The organism is Leptospira sp. WS58.C1 (assembly GCF_040833995.1).
GTDB lineage: Bacteria > Spirochaetota > Leptospiria > Leptospirales > Leptospiraceae > Leptospira_B > Leptospira_B cinconiae.
In genome coordinates this window covers 3,288,113-3,310,515 of sequence record NZ_CP162137.1, presented here as the reverse complement: position 1 = coordinate 3,310,515, position 22,403 = coordinate 3,288,113, and the positions used below count along the sequence as shown (strand labels likewise).

Sequence of the window (22,403 nt, the reverse complement as noted above, 5' to 3'; positions counted from 1 at the left end):
TCCGACTCTACCGAAGCTTATAAAGCGAAAAAATTCATAAGTTCAGGCTGAGGATATAAGCGAATTCTATTATATTGAGAGTCAGATGCGAAACGAAAGCGCAGATGATACTTTGGCTTTGGACGGTAAGGATCGCAAAAGGGACCCCGACGAATATCGCAGTCATAAGTATATACCAAAAACCGCCTGTCCAATGTAATAACCCGAAAAATAAAGACGTGAGTACGATACTTTTCAGTTTTCCGAACTTATGCAGGAAATCGGAAAGAGCAAAATTTCTATATAAATTTTCCTCCACATAAGGGGCGAGTAGTACGTTCGCCACAAAAAAGATAGGGATTTGTTTCCCTAATACTTTCATAGTTTCCCCGGCGGGTATATAATCACCTACAGTATTTTGCAGGTATGTTTGAGCGGGTGAAAGTAAATACAGATAGAGGCCTGCAATGATACATCCGACAAAGATTCCCGTTAAGGACTGGACCTTCCAATCCGAATTGATCCAAGCATCTTTGAATAGATGATAGGATTCATGTCTAGTGGAACTTAGTAATGTTGCCAGTATCAAGAGCTGGACGATTAAAATGATCAGAGGAGTCTGGTTCGAAACTTTCAATCCTATTTCTTCTGCGGGGATTCCAAGAAAAGAGTAATAACCGGAAAATACGGAGATTACGACTAAAAACCAGATCGGTGCCAGGATTAGATTCAACCACGTTCTATCAATGGATTTCATTCCTATAAACTAATACAGGTATCTCTTTGATCGACAATTTCTTGGATTTTGCTAATAAAAGATCGGGATGATAAATATCCCGATCTTTAAAGAAAGGAGATAAAAATCAATTACAGCTGCAGGCGGAACCTTTTCCCCCTAAAGATTGTGCATAATTATCTGCATCGGAAGAATAATCGAATTCTTTCAGAAGACAAACATTGGAACCTCGAGCCGATTTCATCTGATCTAGGGTGCGGGAATCCGCTTCAATCTTCCCGTCGGCGCAGAAGACGCTGTATTTGGTATTCGCCAGGACTTTGGAAGAAGAAAAAACTAACCCTAAAACCAAAACGCTCCCGCAGATCGCTATCCATAACTTGAACATAAATAAACTCCAAAACTAAGAAGGGGAGAATAGCAGTTTCCCAAGTCCTTTCAATAAATTTTTAACTAAAATAAAAAGTAAAGATACGACTTTTAGACGCAAAAGAAATCGGATCGATTGTATACCAGGATTTATAAAGAATTCAAAAGGAAGAATCGTTGTACTATTGTTTGTTGTAGGAGTTCCAACAGCCGCAGCTTACGCCCGTGTAAGAACTCCCACATGTCAATTGTTATGCTTTGTTGAATATCCTACTACCGATCGTATTCGCTACGTAGGAATTCCAACAATTCCAACCGAACTCAATACGTAAAAGTATAAGCCCAGTAGATCAAAAGGAATTGAAGAGGAAGTCTTAAGAGTAAAGCCCAACTAGGAGGATCTTTTCTGGTCCTAGATTGAAAATGATACACGTTAGCAGGAAATACAGCGATCAATAGAAGAATCACTCCCCAAGCAGCCAACACTTTGGTTTGGGGAAAAAAAAGGCCGAGTCCCAAAGCGATTTCCGCGATACCGCTGAGTTGGACCATAAGTTTATGATAGGGAATCCAAGGAGGCATGATCCTTAAGTAAAATTTAGGGATCACAAAATGAAGAATGCCGGCGATCGTATAGATGGTCGCCATGATCCAGAGACTGATCGATTTAGCGTCTAGGTTTTCCATGGAAAACCATGATAAGGCAACTAGGGCGACAAGGTCTGCCTTTTTTCTCTGTTTTTGTTACGAAACCTTCTCTGTCTGGAATGAGAAGACTTGTTTGCGATTTTCAGGAAGGTGAGATATTTTTCTCTGGTGACGAAGGGACGATTTCTTTCTCGATGATCCGTACGAGGGCCGGGAAATTTCAGCATAGGCTAGACTCCTTGCCGTTAAATTTGCCAGCCATTATAGTAAGGGCGAAGAAAGTACAAGCGAAAAAAAAGTTCTTCAAAAAAATTCTGTAACGATTCATTATAAAAGTTTGGGCGCGTCCCTTGCGTTGCAAGGGTCGGTCTTTTACGGACTCGCGGAGTCCCGCTCGGTCCTTCGGACCGGCTTTTTGCCGTCCTGCAAAGACCTCGCGCGGTTTAAAAGTGTAACAATATCGTTTTTTTATAATTTCGCTTTATGAAGTCTTTTCAAGATCGAACTCTCGAAAGTTTTATACGCATAATGTTGCATCGTAAGAATAAACGAAGCCCCTTGGCCCACCGGGAAATTGAATTTTGGATCTTTTTGATTAATAATTTTTACTACGGTATCTACAACCGGTTCCGGAGTAGGTGCTTTATCGAATGTCTCTTTCGAGAATGCAGCAGTTTGTTTCCGAAGGAGATCGTAATCATGAATTTGTATTTTTGACCTAACGGCGCTAGCGCCGATATTTGTTTTGAACCCCATCGGCTCAACCATGCTGACTTTAATATTAAAGTCCCTTAACTCAAAACGCAGAACTTTAAAGTAACCTTCCAAAGAGTGTTTCGAAGCCGAGTAGTAAGAAACATTAGGAAGACCTATTAAACCAAGAATGGATCCGACTGTGATAATCTTTCCATGACGTTGTTTTCTGAAATAAGGCAGCAGTTGATTTGTGAGTTTTACCGTACCCCAAAAATTGGTCTCGAATTGTTGTCTGCCTAAATCGATAGAAGTTTCCTCGGCGAGACCTGATACCAAATAACCTGCATTATTGATCAGAACATCCAAACTTTGTATCTGACTGAAGAGTTGTTTCGTGAAGGATTCGATCGATTTGTCGGAAGAAATATCTAATTCTAATAATGTAAAAGGTAATCTATGTTCTTCCGGATTGCGGCTTGTTCCGATAACAGTATGACCGTCCTGATGGAGTTTATTGGCAAGAAGAAGCCCGATACCTGAAGAGGCTCCTGTAACTAAAATTGTCTGTTTCATCTTATTACCCCTATATTGCAAAGATTTGTGGCTATGACGACTTCTTGTGGTCGATCAATTTACTTGCAATTTGCAAGTAAATATAGGAGACTGAAAAATACTTGCTTTTTGCAAGCACTTTTTAGAATAAATTTTATGTCGGTGAACAAAAAAAGATCGAATTGTCCGATTAGTTGCTCCCTGGATATCTGGGGAGACAAATGGTCTCTTCTCATTATCAGGGATCTGATGTTTAATAAAAAAGGGACTTACGGTGAATTCTTGAAATCGGAGGAGGGAATCGCTACGAATATTTTAGCTTCCAGACTTCAGTCGTTAGAAGAAAGCGGCCTCATCGAAAAATCGGACCATCCGGATAGCAAATTAAAAGTTCTGTATAAGCTTACACAAAAAGGTATCGATCTACTACCTGTCTTTTTTGAGATCTATACCTGGGCGGAAAAGTATTTTGATATTCCAAAAGACATCAAAGCGGCATTAAAAGAGGCAAAGAAGGACAAAGACGCTTTTATTAGATCGAAGACAAAAGAATTGAGAAAGTAGTAGTTGTTGGCAAACAACAACTACTACTACTTAACAGAACTAGCTCCTCACCATTTGCACTTTCAGTCTTATCGCTTTTTTGGACTTTGCAGATCTTTTCTTAGAAAGAGAAAGTTTAGAATAAGTCATTTCCAAAGAATCGGTAACATCATCCCAGGTACAGGAAGCTGCGATTTTTCTCGCGGCATGACCCAGCTTGAGGGCCAATTTTTTATTTCCCGCTAAGATGCAGGATTGTTCTATAAATTCTTCTTCTTTATCGAAACCGCAGAGTAAAGCGGACTTACCGTGTTGGAGATGTTGGTTGGCAGCCGCGTAGTCGTATGCTACGATAGGAAGACCGGATGCCATTGCTTCTACGATCACATTCCCGAAAGTTTCGGTAAGACTTGGGAATAAAAATAGATCTCCTGTGGCATAATGTTCAGCCAGTTCTTTTCCTTTTCTCATTCCTCTAAATATGAAATCGGGATTTTCCTTTTGTAGTTTTCCTTTAGAAGGTCCGTCTCCTACTAAGATCAATTTTGTGTCTGGAACTCTGGATTGGATCCTGCGGAAAGTTCTTACAAGTAAGTCCAGATTTTTTTCCGGAGCCAATCTTCCTACATATAAAATTCCAAGTTCGGATGATTTTAGTCCCCATTCCGATTTTAATTTAGGATTTCTGCGAGCTGGATGGAATAGATCCGAATCTATTCCTCTGGAAACCACTTGTACATTCGTGTATCCTTGTACCGTTAACTGTTCTTTGATCTGAGCAGTCGGCACCAAGGTCGTTTGGGTCCTATTGTGTAACCCTTTTAGATAATTATGGACTAACTTTCCCGCGAATCCGAATTTATAATATTTAGCATACGCGTGGAAATTTGTCCTAAAATCGCTGATGATTGGAACTCCAACATGTCTGGCCGCTCTTACCGCCGACCAACCTAATGGCCCTTCCGTAACTACGTGTACTATATCAGGTTTTTCTAATTCAATTAATCTACGGAGTAGGTATTTTTCAGGAAATCCAAACCGTAGATCTTCGTATAAGGGGATTTTTGCTCCTCTTACAAGTACTTCTCTGTAGTTATTGCTCGCTGTTGCGTAATCATTATGACCTTGTTTTGGACGGACCAGAATGATCTCATGGCCTCTTTGTAAAAGATCACCCAACATTCTATGAAGTGTTTTTGCAACTCCGTTGATCTCAGGAGGAAAAGTTTCGGTCACCACTAATATTCGAAAGGGACCTGCTTTAGGATAAGAACTGATATAAGTCGATGGAAGCATCGACTTTCGATCATCTTAAATTCTTGTATCTAATCCATGAAGGGAGCATTACTTTTTCGTTACAGAGTGCTGTAGTTTAAGTGATTTTTCGCTTAGGTAGATTTATTTCCGCTTTTTTTGTTTGGTCGGGGGTGGCGGATTCCGAAGTTCGTTCAATTTGTCGGTAAGCCATTTCTCGGATTCTACTTCTTTTCCGTCTGGGAATTTGATCTTGTACGGAGTTCCGGTAATAGAGGACTTACTTGCTAATCCTTTGATAAAATCTTCCGTGCTGCTTATTTTACTTTTGGCTGCGTCGTATTTCTTTAGTAAATGAGCCTTTGCCTCATCCAGTTTATGTTCCGAACCGTTTCTTACGAAAACACAATCCTTGCAAGAGTCCAAGGAAGAAACCAAGGCCTTGATCTCATCTTCCGGTTCCGATCCGAAAACAGAGGCGGAGTTCGAGATTAAAATAATGAATAGAATAAAGAATGAGATATTTTTCATAAGGAGTTCTTCATTAAAATCCTCAGTTTTAAATCTTGCAACCAAGTATTGGAATTAAGAAGTAATTCTCCCCAAGACAAGTCCTAAGAAGGAACTGGAACCCGAAACAGATTCAAAATTCCAACCTAGATGGGAGCCGCAAGCGGAGCAGGTTCCGACTCTCCAGGCAAAACCGGGAAACCAAGTATGTTCCAGATAAGAATCTTTTTGCCAAGTAATTCCGATCGCTTGTGAGAATGTGAGTATCCTAAATTCTATCCCGAGTGGATTTATAAAATTATGAAGATATGCTCCATCCACGGAAGTTTTCCATTCTTCTTTTGTGATCTTTTCTCCACAAGAAGTGCATAACTTCCAATTCTCTTGGATTATTTCTTTTTTTTCGATCGATTCGCTTTCAGGAACGCCACTAGGAAGATCCGGCATACATTCTATCTAATATCGGGAGAAAATCTTTGCCATTGTTTTCCTTCTTTCCAAACTTGAAATTCTCCGGGTAAAAAGTGGGTCCAAATTTCGTTTTGGGTTAAAGGGCTGGTGGCTAAAACGGTTACTACGTCTTTCGGATTTGTATGCTCTCTAAAATCTATGCTTAAGTCCGCATCTAGGAGCTTGGCTTCTCCGAAGGGGGCATGTCTTGTGATATAAACTAACTTTGTGGAACAATATGCGTATAAATATTTGGAATCCGAAATCAGGATATTCGAAACTCCCTTTTTTCCGAGTTTAGACAAAAGTTTACGGATTTCTTGGGAGAGTACCGTTTCATTTTTAGGCCTTGTCTTAAACTTCTTTTTTAATTCGGAAAGAACCCAACAAAAAGCATGCTCGCTGTCCGTAGTTCCGACGGGAGCAAAATTTTTTAATGGTTCCTTCTTCACTCCTTTCAATTGCCCGTTATGAGCGAAAGTCCAATAATAACCCCAAAGCTCCCGAACAAAAGGATGTGTATTTTTCAGATCCACCTTACCACGATTCGCTTTTCGGATATGAGAAATGACTAAATTACTTTTGATCGGAAATGTCCGGACGAGCTCCGCCAATTGCGAATCCGCACTTGCCTGAGGATCTTGGAAGACCCTGCAACCCTTGCCTTCATAGAATGCGATCCCCCATCCATCTTTATGGGGTCCCGTTTTCCCGCCTCTTTGGACAAGGCCTGTGAAACTAAAGCAAATATCCGTAGGAACATTGGCACTCATTCCCAAAAGTTCGCACATTCTGGATTTCCTCTGTTATATTAGAATAATCATCGCTAATACGAATTCTGTTTGTCCAGGACTTTTTCCTAAAAAGAAATGGCGGAACTCTTGCAGAATTCAAGCGGGAACCTCAATTTGATCGGGTGATTCTTCATATCGACACGGAAACCGGCTGGAGAGGAGGAGAAAGGCAACTTTTTCTTCTGGCAGAAGGTTTAAAAAAACACAAAATCCCCCAACTCATCTTATGTAAACCTGGCTCTTCTTTAGAGGCGCGCGCTAACGATGTTGGACTTCCAACAGTTACTCTTCCTTTAAAAGGTGAATGGGACTTCGGTTCCGTAAAGGCTCTACAAGAACTGATCGTTTCCAAAGAGATCAAACTTATACACGCTCATACTGCAAAAGCACATTCAATTGCTTGGATGGCGAAGGCAAAACTCCCTCATGTGAAACTTATAGTTTCCAGAAGAGTGGATTTTAGACTTAGAAAGAATTGGTTCAGCAAACGTAAGTATGTTTCCGACAGAGTGGATCTTTACTTAAGTGTTTCGAATCGTATTCGTGAAATTCTCATCTTGGATGGCATAGATCCGGCGAAAGTAGTGACCGTTTACAGCGGGATCGACCTAGGCGTTTTCAAAAAAACAATGGATATTTCTTATTTAAGAAAGGAATTCAATCTTTCTAAAGACGAACTAATCATAGGTAATATCGCCGCATTAGTCGATCATAAGGACCAAAAAACGTTACTCAACGCTTTGTCCAAGGTAGAAACGGATAAAAAATTTAAGGTTTTAATCGTAGGCGAAGGAGAACTCAGAAAGGAACTGGAACGTATCGCCTCCGAAAAAAAACTTTCGGATAAGGTGATCTTCACGGGATTCAGGACGGATATCCCCGAACTTCTCTCCTTATTCGATATTTTTACGTTAACTTCCAAAGAAGAAGGACTCGGGACTTCCGTTTTAGACGCAATGGCTTCCGGCTTACCAATCGTGGCAACAAACGGTGGTGGAATTTCGGAAATGCTTGCGGAAGGAAAGGGCGCGCTCATCTCCGAGGTGGGGGATACGGTCTCTCTCGCTGCTTCTTATAAGACTCTATTAGAAGATCCTAAATTTCGAAAATCTATGGGTACTTTTAATAAGGAATCCGTAAAAAGATTTTCGGTTAAAAACACCATTAAGAAAACCGAATTAGCGTATTATAGTTTATTGGGCGAAGAGATTTATTCCGGTTCGAAAGGAAAATCGGGGGAAGCAGCATGAAAAAATTACTCATCGTAGACGGTCACGCTTTCGCATTTAGGGCGTATTATGCTTTTGCGGCTTCCAATCTGAAAAATTCCAAAACAGGACAACCAAGCGGTGCTGTTTTCGGATTTTTCAGGATGTTATTCAAACTTTTCGAGGATTATTCTCCTACTCATGTCGCTATGACCTTCGATCCTGGCGGACCTTTGGAAAGAGGGGCCACATTCGCGGAATATAAAGCGAATCGTAAACCTATGCCCGAGGATCTTCGTCCTCAATTGAATGAGATTATGGAGACGTTAAAAGTCCTAGGATTTAGGATACTCCGGATCGATAAACATGAGGCGGATGATATTATAGGGACTCTTGCGGAAAATTATAAATCTTCCGCAAAAGAGATCCTGATCTTCTCCGGAGATAAGGACTTATACCAATTATTAGAAAAAAAGAATATAAAAATGCTCCGAGGAAAAAAGGGCGTCACCGAATTTGTGGAAATCGACTCTTCCTGGGTAAAAGAAGAACTAGGTGTGGATGTAAAACAGATCCCCGACTATATGGGGATCGTGGGTGATACTTCGGATAATATTCCCGGCGTTAAAGGTATCGGCGAGAAGGGAGCTTCTAAACTGATCCAAGAATACAAAAACTTGGAAGGGATCTATAAAAATATAGAGAAGATCAAAAACCCGGGATTAAAGAACAAACTGATAGAACATAAAGATAACGCGTTTATGTCCAGACAATTGGCCACAATCAAAAGAGATTTGGATTTGGGCATCAAGGATGACGATCTTAAACTTCCCGATTATGCTTCCGACGAAGGGATACGTTATCTCAAAAACCAAGGTTATAATGTTCTATCTCGAGACCTTGCTAAGTCCGTAGGAAAAGAACCTCCTAAAGACGAACCGGAAGAAGCAGCGACTGGATCTGCAAAAGCTCCTAGTGCTAAAAAAGGAATTTATAAACGAGTAGAAACTGTAGAAGAATTAACCAAACTTGCAAGAGCTTGGAAAAAATCTCCGATCCTTTCCGTGGATACGGAAACCACTTCTCAATACGCGTTTGATGCGGAACTTTTAGGGATTTCTTTATGCAACCAGGAAGGAACCGGTTTTTATATTCCGGTTACTCATACCCAAGAAGGACTATTTACCAATAAGGACCAACTTCTTCCTTTGGATCAGGTGCGAGAGATATTGGGACCCGTATTAGCGGATCCGAATATACCTAAGGTGGGTCAGAACATTAAGTACGATCTGATCGTTTTGCAAAACCATGGATTCGAAGTGGTAAATATCGTTTTTGATACGATGATTGTTGCCTATATTCTCGCGCCGGAAAGCCGCAGATTCAATATGGACGATCTTGCGGAAGATCTTCTGAACTATAAAACGATCACTTATGCCGAACTAGTAGGGACCGGTAAGAACAAAAAAAATCTTTGGGAAGTGGATCTGGATAAGGTCGCCGAATACGCTGCGGAAGACGCCGATATTACTTTAAGATTATATAATGTTCTTCGCAAATCCCTGAAGCAGTCCGGTTTAGAAAGTGTGTTCAAGGATATAGATCTGCCTTTGATCCCCGTTTTGACGGAAATGGAGAAGGCGGGGATCTCCGTGGACGCAAAATATTTTGCGGAACTTTCCAAAGATTTTCAAAGGGAAGTGAAAGACCTGGAAAAAAGTATCTACAAGGCCGCAGGAAAAGAATTTAATATCGCTTCCACTAAAGAACTTCAGAAGATATTATTCGATGAGCTGCAACTCCGAGTGGTCAAAAAGACCCAAACAGGTTATTCCACAGACCATGAAGTCTTGGAAGAATTGTTGGGAGAACATCCGATCATCGAAAAACTTTTGGATTATAGAAAATACACAAAGTTGATCTCTACTTATGTGGATACTCTTCCTAGTATGGCTTCTCCCAAAGACGGAAGAATTCATACCAGTTATAATATGACGATAGCTGCGACGGGAAGACTTTCTTCCACGGATCCGAACTTACAAAACATTCCCATCCGTGAAAAAGAAGGAAGATTGATCCGAAAAGGTTTTGTCTCAGGCCATAAGGATTTCGAGATCTTAAGTTTGGACTATTCTCAGATTGAACTCAGGATTATGGCCCATATTTCTAAAGATCCTGCCATGATGGACGCGTACAAAAAAGGGATCGATATCCATAAAAGGACCGCCGCCGCCATCTACGGAGTTTCAGAGGATCTGGTCACTCCCGAGATGAGAGATAAAGCAAAAGTAGTTAACTTTTCCGTAATATATGGTGTCACTCCTTACGGTCTCAGCCGAAATCTCAGGATCTCTAGAGAAGAGGCCAAAAGTTTTATAGATCGATATTTAACCCAGTATCCCGGTGTCCAAAAGTATATGGATGATACGATCGCCTTCTGCGAAGAGAAGGGTTATGTAGAGACCATGAAAGGAAGAAGGAGACCTGTTCCCGATATTACATCCACACATCGCCAAGCAAAAGAAGGCGCCAAAAGGGTCGCGATCAATACTCCGATCCAAGGTACTTGCGCCGACATGATCAAGATCGCAATGATCCAGATCCAGAACGAGATCGAAAAAAGAAAATGGAAGTCCAAACTTCTACTCCAAGTACATGACGAATTAGTATTCGAAGTCTACAAATCGGAGAAGGACGAGTTTCTGAAAGTTTGTAAACATTTGATGGAGAACGCTCTTCCTCTGGACGTTCCGATCAAGGTAGAAGGAAAATTCGGACAAAACTGGGACGAGGCTCATTAATTTTTAGTTGAGTCTTCCGGCTTGCGGCCCTTAAAATTCGGCCGCTTGGGGAGAATTTTATAGTCCGTCCCAAAATTTAGGTTATAAATAAGTATTTGGTCTCGGGCTTCGAGAAGACGGACCAATCGGGACAGGTTCTTATGGAAAACTTTTATTCCAGAAAAAAGTTCCTAAAACTTTTGGCTTTATCCGCCGCAGGTATCAGTCTTTCGGAGAAAATGATTTCTCCATTATTCTCCCAAACGTCCGGAGCTTCTAAAATGTTAAAACGTAAGATCCCAAAAACGGGAGAAGAAATTCCAGCAATCGGTCTAGGTACTTGGCAAACTTTAGATGTGGATCCGGCTCCTTCTTCTTTGGCTCCTTTAAAAGAAGTTTTGTCGGAGTTCCTAGATAAGGGAGGAGGTGTGGTGGATTCCTCTCCCATGTACGGTCGTTCCGAGGAAATTTTCGGGATCTTATCCAAGGATTTTTCGGAGACGGAAAGAAAAAAATTTTTCTTAGCTACCAAAGTTTGGATCCGGGGAGAAGCCGCCGGAAAATCTCAGATCGAAGCATCTTTCAAAAAAATGAAAGCGGATAAGATCGATCTATTCCAAATCCATAATTTACTAGATACCCAAACTCACGTCAAAACTTTAAGGGCTTTAAGAGAAAAAGGGAAGATCCGTTATATAGGTCTGACCCATTTTACGACTTCCGCATTTTCTGAAATGGAACGTATCTCAGAAAAAGAAAAACCGGACTTCTTACAGATACCTTATTCTATCCAAACTAGAGAAGCCGAGAATCGTATCTTACCATTCGCCCAAGAACATGGGATCGCAGTCCTAATCAATCGTCCCTTCGAAGAAGGTGGACTTTTCAGAAATACAAACGGTAAAACCTTACCGGAGTATTTTAAGGAATGGGATTGTTTTTCTTTCGCGCAAGTCTTCTTAAAATATATTCTTTCTCACCCTGCCGTGACCTGCGCGATCCCCGCGACTTCTAAACTTTCTCATCTTAAAGATAATATGGGTGCGGGACTCGGCAGATTTCCGGAAGGCAAGGAGAGAAAAGTTTTTCTATCCAACCTTTTAGATGCGATGGACTGAAATTTCCTTCGTGTTATAGATTTTACACTTCCCATTCGGAAACTAGGGAGTACAATATTGCCTCTTCTGGAGGAGTCTATGACGGAGCCGCTTTGGAGAACCCATCCCTTGGCCTGGAAGGCAACGGGAGCTTTCTTTGAATGGAAAAAAAGGAAACTATTCTATCGGATCGGTGGAGAAGGAGAAGCGCTTCTTCTTTTACACGGATTTCCCACTTCTTCCTGGGACTGGAAGGATGTATGGGAAACTCTTACACCTCAGTACAAAGTTCTGACCTTAGATTATCTAGGCTTCGGTTTTTCTGAAAAACCGAAAGACGGACATTATTCAATTTTTCAATACGCGGACCAGGTCGAATTTTTCCTGCAAGAGCAAGGCATTCAAAAAGTACATCTTCTTGCGCACGATTTGGGAGATACTGTAGCCCAGGAATTGGTAGCCAGATTTAGAGAGAAGTTATCCGGACAGAGGATCGGTGGACCCGACTTAAAGTCCGTATTCTTTTTGAATGGGGGGATCTTTCCGGAGACTCATAGACCAAGGGCAGTGCAAAAATTATTAAACGGTCCTTTGGGATTTTTATTCTCTCGCCTAGTGAACAAGACTTCCTTCCAAAAAAGTTTTTCGGAAGTATTCGGTCCGAATACTAAACCTCACCAAGAGGAGTTGGACGGCTTCTGGGAATGTGTGAACAACGGAGGAGGAAAGGCGATCTATCACAAGTTGATAAGATACATGAGAGAAAGAAAAATTTTCAGAGAGAGATGGGTCGGGGCCCTTCTGGATTGTCCGATCCCGTACGCATTAGCGGACGGTTTAGAAGATCCAGTGAGTGGTAAACATGTGGTGGACCGACTCAGAGAGTTGAGACCGGATGCGAACGTGTACGAACTCTCCGGCATCGGACATTATCCGCAAACGGAAGCTCCCGATCAGGTTTTGAAAGCGTACTCTAACTTCAGATCGAAACTTTGATATTTCTCAGATCGTTTGGTGACCGGATTTATTTCCTTGAAAAAAGGAAGAAACCTGCCAGACTGTAAAGAAAGCGAAAGATTCGATGGGTAAGGTTGCATACAATAATCCGCGTTTTTTCGATTTTGTATACGATGATTTTTTATGTGCAGCGGTGGACTCTCACGTTGCTCAATCCGGAGTTCTATTTCATTCACTGACAAAAGAAAGTGTTTGGGAACTTTTCGAGATCACAGGAGTTCTCGCGGAACTCAAAAAACGAGGATACGATTCCTTCCAACTGGATCTTTCCGGAAGCGACGACACTTACCAAAAGCTCACTCTTACCGATCAGAACGAAATTTTAGTCCATCTACGTTTGAGTATCCAAGAATATAGGATCCGTCTCAACGATTACTTCTTCAAAGAAAAATATCTGGTTGTAAATTGGCTCCAGACACGTCATCCGAAACAGGAAGGAAGAGATTCCACTCGTCTGTATCCCGGTCAAGATGTTCCCGGCTTAGGTATTTTTCCGGAGATGTCGGACTTGATCGGATTTCTGATCATCTCTTTAAGATTGAATGGAGCCGTGATCCGTCCCGAATATTTTCACGACGCTGTATTATTCTCCCGTAAATTCCATTTTTTAGAAGCGGACTCTAAGGCTTTGTACCAAGCTTTGAGAACGACCTTCCCGAAACATTCTATACGAGCCATCTCCACGTTATTGCAACATGGAAAGATCATAGATGCCAAACGAGGAGTGATCGAATGGAAACCGATAGAGATGATCTTCTTTTTGGAAAAATCCTTAAATTTTTTCGTATTCAATCGTAAGTTCGAGAAGAAGGTTTCCAAGATACTTTCCACATACAAACTCTCTTTGTTAGAAGGTGCGGAGACAGAGTTGGGACTAAATACTTAGCACTATTTTGAACAAGTGTTACGCGATTATTTTTCGAAGAAAACCGTTTTCTTCTCCCGTCTTATCTATTTATAATATAGGTTTGGCCATTATTCTAATCCGGAGGGTCCGCGATGGAGAAAAGAAAGCAGGTAAGGGTGGTTCCTTTCCCTAAACAACCGGTTCAACTCCAATTGATGGGAAACGGGTTTTTAGATATTCTCATCGCCCAGGACGTCAGCGAAGGAGGGATCGCCGTTCGTGTCCCTCATAAATTTGATGGATGCGATATACATTCCAGCGTGGAAATTTTGGTTTCTCTGCCCGGATACAAGCCGTTTAAAGCATTAGGTAAGATCAAACACTTGAGCGCCTCCAAGGAAGCACAGGGACTTTTCGGGCTTCAATTCACCCAAATCGATCTGAAAGGGAAACAATTCCTCGGTGATTATGTCAAAAAACTTGCATCTCTCCGCAGAATGGCAGGTTAATCGACCAAGTCAGTCATCGGAATTTCTTTCCAGCGTAATCCGACTGTAACCATTTAGGATGATAGATAGAAGCATCCTAACAAGGAAAAGAAGGACGACAATGGGATCAGGAACAGTCCAAAACAAGCAAAAAGTAGAGCGTAAGCTTGAGGTACGGATCGCAGAGAACCAACTCGAGATCGAAAGAACTTTAGCTCTTCGTTATGATGTATTCAATCTGGAGTTGGGAGAAGGTTTACCTCAATCCGCAGCTACACGTAAAGACAGAGACGAATACGATTTATTTTGCGACCATCTTATCGTAGTAGATAAGAACAGAGATGATATGATCGTCGGGACCTATCGTATTCTGCGTAGAAGTGTTGCGAAGGCAAATATCGGATTTTACTCCGACAACGAATTCGATATTACTAAAATTTACGAATTAGAAAGAGAACCTGCAGAGATCGGTCGCAGTTGTGTTCATCCCGAATACAGAGACGGATCCGTGATCTCTCTTCTTTGGGGCGGACTCGCTCAATACATGAAGAAGAACAATATCGGATACCTTTTCGGTTGTGGCTCCGTTCATAGCACAGATGCTCAAGCTGCAAACGATGTGTATGCTTTTCTAAAAGACAAAAAAGCTTTAGCTGGAGAAAATTTCGACGTTAAACCGCTTCCTGGATTCGAGATGGAAGGTTTTGATACGAATTATTCTCCTGAAGATATTAAGGAAGTTTCTAAAAGGATTCCGGCATTGATCAAAGGTTATATCAGAGCTGGATCTTTGATCTGCGGAACTCCTGCGTTGGACTCCGTTTTCAAAACTACGGATTTCTTTATCATCTTCGATATTAAAGACATCGAATCCAGATATAGCAAACATTACCTAGAATAGAATTCAAGGAAATCGGGTTTTTTCGTAAGGACGGGTCTCAAAGGAGGCCCGTTTTTATTTTTCCGCCTTTTCTGTGCCTAAATATGGGCCGATACACCTTGACCGTTTGGGCTTCTCCTTTTTTTCTATACTAAATTCATTCTAAACAAGCGAAAACCCTTTTGGGTAACTCATGAATCAAATCGATTTCCAACATCCCACTTTTAAGGATCAGATCCGGTTTTATATACTGGTATTTCTCTCCTTTTTGGTTATGAGTTTGGGGTATTATTTAGGGATCTCTTCTTACATTCTTGGCTGGTTTGCATTCTGCATTTCCGCATTCTCCGTTGCAGGTAACGATGCCGTTCAGACGGTCGGTACATTTATTGAAAGTAAAAAGTCGGTACATTGGTTCCCAAAACTTGCCGCATTGGGCGGAATTCTTTCTTTGGTGTTTGGATATGCTTGGTGGTCCGCAAACGGAGAAGTCCATTTTCATAGACTGGATAATTTTACACCGCCATCTGAGTATAATTTTCTACAATTGATCGCGCCTATCATACTTGTCATCATCACTCGGATGAAATCTCCAATCTCTACTACATTCTTGATCCTAGGTTTATTCGGCGGACAGAATATAGAAAAGATGCTGACCAAATCCTTTTTAGGATACATGATCGCATTTGTAACCGCTTTGGTCGTTTGGGGAATCCTGGTAAAAGTCGATCCGAAAGAATATTATGACGATCATATACCCGATCCAAGGACCGAAAGAAAATGGGCGATCTTGCAATGGTTCTCTACTTTATTTTTATGGGCGGCATGGCTTGCTCAGGACGCTGCCAATATAGTTGTCTATCTTCCTAGACAATTGAATTGGATGGAACTTGCCTGTGCCGTTTCTATCCTGATCGGCGCTCTTGGGATCATATTGTATACCAACGGCGGTACCATCCAAGAGATAGTTACGGAGAAGTCCGATATCCAATGGTCCAAGGCCGCCACTATCGTAGATCTGGTATATGCGAGTATTTTAATATTCTTCCAGAAGATCAACAATATGCCTATGTCCACCACCTGGGTGTTCTTGGGAATGCTTGCGGGAAGAGAGATTATGTTAAATTTCCTTACCTACAGGGACGCTCCTTATTTGGAGACATTCCGCAAAGTAGGTAAGGATGTACTTCTTGCGTCTATCGGGATTGCGGTAAGTATTTTTATATTCTTACTCGCTTCTCAGTTCTATCCGGAAAAGACTTCTTTTATTCCGAAATTCCTGAAATAATTCCAGTTTCATTTCAGCGAAAATTCCCGAATTTGGACCTAACAAAAAATCGGCTTGTGTACGATCGTTTTATACCGCATTTTCTATCCTATAAATGCATGATTTTGCGATAGCCGTACTGTCGATCAGATACGCTTTACAATCCTTTGACCAACGATCAAATTGGTCGTTTTGTTTCAGTTTGTTTAAAGCTTTCTCATACAACATACTGCATAGATATCTTGCAGTAATGATCATTAGATTTTCCGCGACCCTTTCTTTGGTCTGATCCTCTTCGATGGATCTGAATTTAGTTATCGCATCTTCGAATATTTCGGATTGTTCTTTTAGGAATTTAGAAGGCGATCCTATTTCCGCCTTGATCGATTCCAGATATTTTTTGAAATTCCCGTCTCCGGTCATTCCCGCAACAATCGCTCCGACTGCGATCCGAACGTGGATCTGGCTTGTTCCTTCATAGATCGTATTGATCCTTGAATCTCTAAATATTCTAGCCACATCATAATCTTCCGTATAACCGGCTCCACCATGGATTTGGATGGCGAGGCCGGCACATTTATGTCCTTCTTCCGAACAATAGTATTTTGCGATAGGTGTAAGAACGGAGGCAAGATTTCCCCATTTTTTTACTTTTTCGTCTTTTCGGATCTCTCTATCTTCTTTATTCGATTTTTCCAAACGGATCTGGTGATGCTGGTACATATCCACAACTCGAGCCGTTTCGAATGTGAGAAGTCTAGATGCGTTGACTTCTCTCTGGATTTTATTAAGCATTTCGGCAACGGCAGGGATCTCAGCGATCGGTTTTCCGAACTGTTGTCTTTCTTGCGCATATTTTAGAGATTCATAATATGCTCCGGCTCCGCTTCCCGGGCCGCATGCCGCGCTTCCGAGTCTCATAAAATTTGTCATACCCGTAGTGTATCTGGTGAGACCGAGCCCTTCTTGCCCCAAGAGTTCACCGTAACTGTTTTCGTAAACGATCTCGCAGGTGGGTGATGCGTGAATTCCCATTTTTGTTTCAATTCCAGCAACCGTTACATCCTCGCTTTTTACCAAGAATACGGATAATCCTCTAGCTCCTCCATTTCCTGTTCGAGCTAGAGTTAATAGACTAGAAGGATAGGGACCGAGCCCGCAACCTTGGGATATAAAACGTTTCGTTCCATTTAAGCGGTAATGTCCGTCTTCCATTTTTACGGCGGTGGTTCTGACGTTATTTAGATCGGAGCCGAAATCGGGCTCGGTAAGAGACATTGCAAAAAGAGTTTCACCCGTTGCCGCTTTTGCCGCAAAATTTTCGATTTGTTCTTCCGTTCCGTATCTGGAAACGATCTGCGCTAGATTCAATAGAGCGACAGTCATACAAAAAGAAACATCCGCTCTTGCCATAATCATTCCGTAGAATGCGCTCATGGTTCCAGGTAATCCGAGTCCTCCTGCTTCTCTGGAAATGGAGAAGGGCATGAGTCCTGTATCACGGAATTTCTCGTATATCGACGTAGTTTCCTCCGGAAAGATCACCGTTCCATTTTCGTAGCGTAGATGTTTTTTATCCATAACGCTCGAAAGTTGAGAGACTTCTTTACCGAAAAATTCTCCCAAGGATTCAAGACTCGATCTGTATAATTCAACGGCCTCTTGGACGTTAGATGGAGCCATTTCGTATCTTGGGTTATTCGTTTTCTTATAAAGTTCGTGATCGAAAAATTCTTCACCTTCCGTTGCCTTTACGATCGAATTCCAATCGATTAAATGTTCGAAGAATAGTTTTAGATCTTTGTCGTCTTTAAAATAATTATTCGCTATCATATTCCCTTCTTATCTATACTATCGCAGAGACTTTGTCTTCTTTTCCAATGTTGTATGCGGCATTCAATCCTTCTAAAAACGCTCTCTCCGCATCGATTCCCTTGGAGTCCTTCGCTCCACCTATTACGAAAATTTGTTTTTGCGGGTGCAAGGATTTGTAGGTCTCATAAAGAGAACTTTCTTTTTCCTGTCCTACACAAAGGATCAGGGAGTCGCAAGGATAAAGGACTTCTTCTCCATTTTTCATAGTGATCTTTAAGCCGTCTTTCGTGATTTCCTTATAGTTGAGGCCTTGAAAGAATTCCACGCCGGAGGCCTCTAATTCCTGTTTGAGAGCCCAAAAAGTAGTAGGTCCTAAGCCCGCCCCATGTTTTCCGCTTCTCCTAAAAATCGCAACATCTCTTTCCGATTTGTGAGGTTGGATAACGGCATTCGTATACGAATCGATATTATATTTTTTTGAATAAGATTCCAAGCTGGGATCGTTTTCTTCGGTCAGTTTATGAGCCACATCGACGCCGATCCCGCCTCCGCCGATCACTGCCACTTTTTTTCCCGCTTTGAATTTCCCGGTCAGATATTCCGTATAATTTCCTGCCGGAAGATTATGAATGCCGGGCAGAGTAAATTCTCTCGGTTTAACGCCTGTCGCAAATATGATCGCATCCGGATCTAATTCTTCAAGTAGCTTTAGATCACAATTCGTATTTAAACGGATATCCACTCCGAGTGCAGGAAGTTCGTTTCTAAAATATCGAAGTGTCTCTTTGAATTCCGATTTGCCGGGAATATTCGAAGCAAGAAGGAACTGTCCTCCGATCTGATCGGATTTTTCAAGAAGTATAACTTTATGACCGAGAGAAGCGCTCGCTCTCGCAGCTTCCAGTCCCCCCGGACCCGATCCGATCACCACAACTTTTTGAGCCTTCACCTCGGGGCCGATTTCATATTCCAGTTCATTAACAGCTTGGGGATTGACGAGACAGGAAACAGACTTATCTACGAACGCATGATCCAAACAAGATTGGTTGCATGCGATACATGTGTTGATCCGATTCGACAGGCCGGTCTGGATTTTTTTTACAATGAACGGATCTGCGAGAAACGGCCTCGCCATAGAAATGATATCAGCCTGATCCTGATCAAAAATTTTTTGCGCTGTGATCGGATCGTTCACTCGGTTGGATGCAATGATAGGAATCCCCGGAGTTTTTTCTTTGATCCGACCCGCAATATTTGCCCAGGCTCCTCGCGGAACCAATTGGCTGATCGTTGGAATTCTTGATTCATGCCATCCGATCCCAATGTTTAATGCGGATACACCTTCTTGCTTCAGTGTTTGCGCTAGATCGCATACTTCTTCGAAAGTCGGGTTGCCTGGAATGAGATCGATCCCTGACATTCTGAAAATCACCGGGAAACCTTCCGGAAGATTTTTTACGACCGCCTTCAGAACTTCGACAGCCATGTTCATTCTCCTTTTGTGATCTCCTCCGAAATGATCGTCTCTTTGATTTGTTACCGGAGAGAAGAATTGATTAATGAGATAACCTTCGCTCCCCATAATTTCCACGGCTCCAAATCCTGTTTCTCTTGCGAGTTTTGCTGCGATCCCAAAATCTTCTACGGTCTTCCAACATTCTTCTTCTGTGAGAGCTTTTGGAACATATCGATTGATTGGAGCACGGAGTGCAGAAGGGCCTACGCAGTTCCTATCAAACGCATAACGTCCCGCGTGGAAAAGTTGTGCACACATAGTTCCGCTTCCGTTTAAAAGATCATTCATCTTTTGTAGTTCGGATGCGTGTTCTTCGTTTTGTATATTGAAGAAGTGTTTGGATCCTCTTCCTTCTTCATTCACGCTTATTCCGCCGGTCACGATTAGGCCGACACCGCCTTCAAAGCGTTTCCCATAAAATGCCGCCATTCTTTTTGCGGTTTGCGTTTTTCCTTCGAGTCCTAAGTGCATAGATCCCATGATGAACCGATTCGGAAGGATAAAACTTCCTATGTTTATGGGCTGAAACGCTCTTTCCATAATGCCAACTCCGATAAATTCCGTATTAAAGCTATTATTTACCAGTGGTAATATAAAGAATCAGAAAATCAAGATTTAAATTACCACTGGTAAATATATTCTTGCAAAGAATGTAAGGTATTAAGAATCATTGGCATGCCCGTAAAGAATAAAAGTCGCCAACAACAGGGACCGGGAAGACCGTTTAAGAAAGACAAGATCACTGTCAGAGAGGATCTTATATCTGCGGGTACGGAACTATTAAAGACAACTCCTCTCGAAGAGATCTCTTTACGAAAAGTCGCAGCGCTTGCAGGCGTAAGCCATGCCGCGTCTTATCATCATTTCGAAAGCAAAAACGCTCTGCTGGCTGCGATTTCAGAAAGGGGATTTCAGAAATACTTCTCCGAGTATCAGAAGGAACTCGAAAAAACGGATAATAATTTTATAGGACGTTTCCGCGCTCTTGGTTGGACCTATATTCAGTTTATCTTGAATAACCGGCAATTTGCCAGGATCATGTTCGGTGGTGTGGATCTAAAGTTACATCCAACGTTATCTGCTGTTTCCAGAAGAACATACAGGCAGCTCCATGAGATCATCCGAATGGGACAACGACTCGGAGCGATCAAGCCTGGGCAAACACGAGAAAAGACTGTGGCATCCTGGTCTATGATCCATGGGATTGCGATGCTTTTTATGGAAGGGAGGATAAAACCTCATAAGGATAAAGAGGAAATGAAAAAATTTATCTTATCCGTGATAGAGTGCGCTTATACAGGAATGACACTACCGCCTCCTGGATCGAAATAGAAGCGGCTTTTGTTCTCAGATTCAATTTTGATAAAGTTCTTTATCTTTCAAGCTGAGAGAATTTCATATTCGGACAGATCGATCTTCCTAGTTCTATAAGAATATTCATATGTATGACCTGGCCAATTGTTCGTATTTTTACCGGAAGCATTGATATACCAATTCGTACATCCTGTGTCCCAAACAAACTTATCAAATTTTTTATTTAAAGAAGTATTATAATTTTGCATACTACGGACTTTAGGGACCAATGCTTGGATCCCTTTTCTATTCATTTCATTCAAAGCGGAAATAATATAACGTACTTGGGACTCAATCATATATACGATCGAATTATGGGCTAGGTTCGTATTCGGTCCGTATAAAATATAAAAATTGGGGAAGCCTGCAACAGTCATGCCTAGATAAGCCTCTGCACCATTCTTCCAAACCTCGTTCAGATCTTGGTTTTTAGTTCCTTTTACTTTCATGGGAGAAAGGAATTCAGTGGCCTTAAATCCGGTCCCAAAAACGATCGTATCGAATTTTTTGAGACCTTCTTTAGTGATTATTCCTTCCGGATTCACTTCTTGGATGGATTCAGAGAGGACTTTTGCATTCGGTTTTGCTAATGCTTCGTAATAGTCATTGGAAAGAAGGATTCGTTTACATCCGGCAGGATAATCCGGAGTCAGAATTTTACGTAGTTCCGGATCCTTGATGAATTTTTTCATATGAGAAAGGCTCATCCATTTTACGATCTTATTTGCATGATTGTTCTTTTGGAATGCGATCATTCTGATCTCGTTCCACATATAGATCTGGAATCGATGTAATAGCCGATAACCTGGAAGATATTTAAATAAGAACTTTTCGAAACTCCAATATTTACGATCCGGTTTCGAAACCACCCAAGGAGCGGTTCTTTGGAAAACTGTCACATCCGCTCCTTGGTTTACGATTTGCGGAATGAACTGAATGGCGCTCGCACCGGTTCCGATCGCGGCCACTTTTTTCCCTAAAAAATTATAAGAAGTGTCCCAATTCGCAGAATGGAATATCCTCCCTTTAAAACTTTCCAGACCTTTGATGGAAGGAAGAGCAGGGCGATTCAATTGTCCTACTGCGGAAATAAAAACGTCATGATCAAAGGTTTCATTTTGGGAAGTTTTGATCTTCCAAACTCGGGAAGGATCATCCCAATCTGCGGATTTTATCTCGGTACCGAAACGAATATGAGGTAGTATCCCGTATTTTTCCGCACAATGTTTTAAGTAAGAAAGTATTTCCGGTTGGGCCGAATATTTTCTGGGCCAATTAGGATTCGGTTCGAAAGAAAAAGAATACAAATGAGAAGGAACATCACAAGCGGCTCCCGGATACGTATTCTCTCTCCAGGTTCCTCCTACGGAATTTGATTTTTCATAAATTACGAAATTATGAAATCCGTTTTTCTTAAGTTGTATTGCGGCACATAGGCCGCCGAAACCTGTACCCACGATTGCGATAGAGATCGATTTTTCTTTTTTGTTTTGTGACTGCATTTCCCAAGCTCCGGCTAACTTATATTTGTGAACAAATGTTCACTGTTGTGAGTTTTTTAAGATTTGGTTTAAGCGCATCATTGAAAGGAAAATCTTTCTAGC

The 22,403-nt window shown here is 41.6% G+C and carries 21 protein-coding genes; 10 read left to right on the top strand and 11 right to left on the bottom strand.

The window, feature by feature from the left end; genetic code table 11:
- Positions 1-34: 34 nt before the first annotated feature.
- The 4 genes from AB3N61_RS15230 to AB3N61_RS15215 all read right to left on the bottom strand — a co-directional run bounded on the left by AB3N61_RS15230 (position 35) and on the right by AB3N61_RS15215 (position 3,001).
- On the bottom strand, positions 35-736 hold the full coding sequence (locus AB3N61_RS15230; RefSeq protein ID WP_367897995.1) for a CPBP family intramembrane glutamic endopeptidase: 702 nt from the start codon (positions 734-736) through the stop codon (positions 35-37).
- Positions 737-842: 106 nt separating this feature from the next.
- Positions 843-1,103 (bottom strand): hypothetical protein, encoded by a 261-nt coding sequence (locus AB3N61_RS15225; protein WP_020769197.1) that lies wholly within the window; start codon positions 1,101-1,103, stop codon positions 843-845.
- A 302-nt stretch (positions 1,104-1,405) separates the two neighbouring features.
- A complete protein-coding gene (locus AB3N61_RS15220) occupies positions 1,406-1,771 on the bottom strand; it encodes a DoxX family protein (RefSeq protein ID WP_020769367.1) in 366 nt (121 codons plus the stop codon).
- A 429-nt stretch (positions 1,772-2,200) separates the two neighbouring features.
- Positions 2,201-3,001 (bottom strand): SDR family oxidoreductase, encoded by an 801-nt coding sequence (locus AB3N61_RS15215; RefSeq protein WP_367897994.1) that lies wholly within the window; start codon positions 2,999-3,001, stop codon positions 2,201-2,203.
- A gap of 135 nt (positions 3,002-3,136) precedes the next feature.
- Between AB3N61_RS15215 and AB3N61_RS15210 the strand changes: the two genes are divergently transcribed.
- Positions 3,137-3,544 (top strand): winged helix-turn-helix transcriptional regulator, encoded by a 408-nt coding sequence (locus AB3N61_RS15210; protein WP_020768999.1) that lies wholly within the window; start codon positions 3,137-3,139, stop codon positions 3,542-3,544.
- A 39-nt stretch (positions 3,545-3,583) separates the two neighbouring features.
- Here AB3N61_RS15210 and AB3N61_RS15205 read toward each other — a convergent pair whose 3' ends face one another.
- The 4 genes from AB3N61_RS15205 to AB3N61_RS15190 form a co-directional block, all read right to left on the bottom strand.
- Complete coding sequence (locus tag AB3N61_RS15205) at positions 3,584-4,819, bottom strand: glycosyltransferase family 4 protein (RefSeq protein ID WP_367897993.1); 1,236 nt, start codon at positions 4,817-4,819, stop codon at positions 3,584-3,586.
- Positions 4,820-4,921: 102 nt separating this feature from the next.
- A complete protein-coding gene (locus AB3N61_RS15200; RefSeq protein ID WP_020769129.1) occupies positions 4,922-5,308 on the bottom strand; it encodes a DUF5329 domain-containing protein in 387 nt (128 codons plus the stop codon).
- Between the two features lie 54 nt (positions 5,309-5,362).
- Positions 5,363-5,734, bottom strand: a complete 372-nt coding sequence (locus AB3N61_RS15195; protein WP_367897992.1) for a cereblon family protein — start codon at positions 5,732-5,734, stop codon at positions 5,363-5,365.
- Between the two features lie 5 nt (positions 5,735-5,739).
- A complete protein-coding gene (locus tag AB3N61_RS15190; RefSeq protein WP_020769097.1) occupies positions 5,740-6,528 on the bottom strand; it encodes a class II glutamine amidotransferase in 789 nt (262 codons plus the stop codon).
- A gap of 125 nt (positions 6,529-6,653) precedes the next feature.
- Between AB3N61_RS15190 and AB3N61_RS15185 the strand changes: the two genes are divergently transcribed.
- The 8 genes from AB3N61_RS15185 to AB3N61_RS15150 all read left to right on the top strand — a co-directional run bounded on the left by AB3N61_RS15185 (position 6,654) and on the right by AB3N61_RS15150 (position 16,136).
- On the top strand, positions 6,654-7,781 hold the full coding sequence (locus tag AB3N61_RS15185; RefSeq protein ID WP_367897991.1) for a glycosyltransferase: 1,128 nt from the start codon (positions 6,654-6,656) through the stop codon (positions 7,779-7,781).
- Positions 7,778-10,540, top strand: coding sequence for a DNA polymerase I (polA, locus tag AB3N61_RS15180; protein WP_020769369.1), 2,763 nt, complete (start codon positions 7,778-7,780; stop codon positions 10,538-10,540). Before AB3N61_RS15185 ends, polA begins: the two co-directional genes overlap by 4 nt.
- A gap of 140 nt (positions 10,541-10,680) precedes the next feature.
- Complete coding sequence (locus AB3N61_RS15175) at positions 10,681-11,637, top strand: aldo/keto reductase (protein WP_367897990.1); 957 nt, start codon at positions 10,681-10,683, stop codon at positions 11,635-11,637.
- Between the two features lie 78 nt (positions 11,638-11,715).
- A complete protein-coding gene (locus AB3N61_RS15170; RefSeq protein WP_367897989.1) occupies positions 11,716-12,612 on the top strand; it encodes an alpha/beta fold hydrolase in 897 nt (298 codons plus the stop codon).
- Between the two features lie 85 nt (positions 12,613-12,697).
- Entirely contained in the window at positions 12,698-13,519 is an 822-nt protein-coding gene (locus tag AB3N61_RS15165) for a hypothetical protein (RefSeq protein ID WP_020769038.1), read from the top strand.
- A gap of 113 nt (positions 13,520-13,632) precedes the next feature.
- Complete coding sequence (locus AB3N61_RS15160) at positions 13,633-13,989, top strand: PilZ domain-containing protein (protein WP_020769127.1); 357 nt, start codon at positions 13,633-13,635, stop codon at positions 13,987-13,989.
- Positions 13,990-14,089: 100 nt separating this feature from the next.
- A complete protein-coding gene (locus AB3N61_RS15155; RefSeq protein ID WP_020769118.1) occupies positions 14,090-14,869 on the top strand; it encodes a GNAT family N-acetyltransferase in 780 nt (259 codons plus the stop codon).
- Positions 14,870-15,041: 172 nt separating this feature from the next.
- Positions 15,042-16,136, top strand: a complete 1,095-nt coding sequence (locus tag AB3N61_RS15150) for a hypothetical protein (protein ID WP_367897988.1) — start codon at positions 15,042-15,044, stop codon at positions 16,134-16,136.
- Between the two features lie 69 nt (positions 16,137-16,205).
- Here the strand turns inward: AB3N61_RS15150 and AB3N61_RS15145 are convergent, their stop codons facing one another.
- A complete protein-coding gene (locus AB3N61_RS15145; protein WP_367897987.1) occupies positions 16,206-17,948 on the bottom strand; it encodes an acyl-CoA dehydrogenase family protein in 1,743 nt (580 codons plus the stop codon).
- Positions 17,949-17,961: 13 nt separating this feature from the next.
- Complete coding sequence (locus AB3N61_RS15140; RefSeq protein ID WP_367897986.1) at positions 17,962-19,986, bottom strand: FAD-dependent oxidoreductase; 2,025 nt, start codon at positions 19,984-19,986, stop codon at positions 17,962-17,964.
- A 135-nt stretch (positions 19,987-20,121) separates the two neighbouring features.
- On the opposite strand from AB3N61_RS15140, the gene AB3N61_RS15135 reads away from it, so the two are divergent.
- Positions 20,122-20,778: a TetR/AcrR family transcriptional regulator gene (locus tag AB3N61_RS15135; RefSeq protein ID WP_367897985.1), complete on the top strand. Its 657-nt coding sequence runs from the start codon at positions 20,122-20,124 to the stop codon at positions 20,776-20,778.
- Between the two features lie 47 nt (positions 20,779-20,825).
- Here AB3N61_RS15135 and AB3N61_RS15130 read toward each other — a convergent pair whose 3' ends face one another.
- Entirely contained in the window at positions 20,826-22,301 is a 1,476-nt protein-coding gene (locus tag AB3N61_RS15130) for a flavin-containing monooxygenase (RefSeq protein ID WP_020769245.1), read from the bottom strand.
- Positions 22,302-22,403 lie beyond the last annotated feature (102 nt).

Bases quoted from the DNA above. Each gene is read 5' to 3' on its own strand.
- AB3N61_RS15230 (WP_367897995.1), bottom strand. From the start codon at position 736: ATGAAATCCATTGATAGAACGTGGTTGAATCTAATCCTGGCACCGATC.
- AB3N61_RS15225 (WP_020769197.1), bottom strand. From the start codon at position 1,103: ATGTTCAAGTTATGGATAGCGATCTGCGGGAGCGTTTTGGTTTTAGGG.
- AB3N61_RS15220 (WP_020769367.1), bottom strand. From the start codon at position 1,771: ATGGAAAACCTAGACGCTAAATCGATCAGTCTCTGGATCATGGCGACC.
- AB3N61_RS15215 (WP_367897994.1), bottom strand. From the start codon at position 3,001: ATGAAACAGACAATTTTAGTTACAGGAGCCTCTTCAGGTATCGGGCTT.
- AB3N61_RS15210 (WP_020768999.1), top strand. From the start codon at position 3,137: ATGTCGGTGAACAAAAAAAGATCGAATTGTCCGATTAGTTGCTCCCTG.
- AB3N61_RS15205 (WP_367897993.1), bottom strand. From the start codon at position 4,819: ATGCTTCCATCGACTTATATCAGTTCTTATCCTAAAGCAGGTCCCTTT.
- AB3N61_RS15200 (WP_020769129.1), bottom strand. From the start codon at position 5,308: ATGAAAAATATCTCATTCTTTATTCTATTCATTATTTTAATCTCGAAC.
- AB3N61_RS15195 (WP_367897992.1), bottom strand. From the start codon at position 5,734: ATGCCGGATCTTCCTAGTGGCGTTCCTGAAAGCGAATCGATCGAAAAA.
- AB3N61_RS15190 (WP_020769097.1), bottom strand. From the start codon at position 6,528: ATGTGCGAACTTTTGGGAATGAGTGCCAATGTTCCTACGGATATTTGC.
- polA (WP_020769369.1), top strand. From the start codon at position 7,778: ATGAAAAAATTACTCATCGTAGACGGTCACGCTTTCGCATTTAGGGCG.
- AB3N61_RS15175 (WP_367897990.1), top strand. From the start codon at position 10,681: ATGGAAAACTTTTATTCCAGAAAAAAGTTCCTAAAACTTTTGGCTTTA.
- AB3N61_RS15170 (WP_367897989.1), top strand. From the start codon at position 11,716: ATGACGGAGCCGCTTTGGAGAACCCATCCCTTGGCCTGGAAGGCAACG.
- AB3N61_RS15165 (WP_020769038.1), top strand. From the start codon at position 12,698: ATGGGTAAGGTTGCATACAATAATCCGCGTTTTTTCGATTTTGTATAC.
- AB3N61_RS15160 (WP_020769127.1), top strand. From the start codon at position 13,633: ATGGAGAAAAGAAAGCAGGTAAGGGTGGTTCCTTTCCCTAAACAACCG.
- AB3N61_RS15155 (WP_020769118.1), top strand. From the start codon at position 14,090: ATGGGATCAGGAACAGTCCAAAACAAGCAAAAAGTAGAGCGTAAGCTT.
- AB3N61_RS15150 (WP_367897988.1), top strand. From the start codon at position 15,042: ATGAATCAAATCGATTTCCAACATCCCACTTTTAAGGATCAGATCCGG.
- AB3N61_RS15145 (WP_367897987.1), bottom strand. From the start codon at position 17,948: ATGATAGCGAATAATTATTTTAAAGACGACAAAGATCTAAAACTATTC.
- AB3N61_RS15140 (WP_367897986.1), bottom strand. From the start codon at position 19,986: ATGGAAAGAGCGTTTCAGCCCATAAACATAGGAAGTTTTATCCTTCCG.
- AB3N61_RS15135 (WP_367897985.1), top strand. From the start codon at position 20,122: ATGCCCGTAAAGAATAAAAGTCGCCAACAACAGGGACCGGGAAGACCG.
- AB3N61_RS15130 (WP_020769245.1), bottom strand. From the start codon at position 22,301: ATGCAGTCACAAAACAAAAAAGAAAAATCGATCTCTATCGCAATCGTG.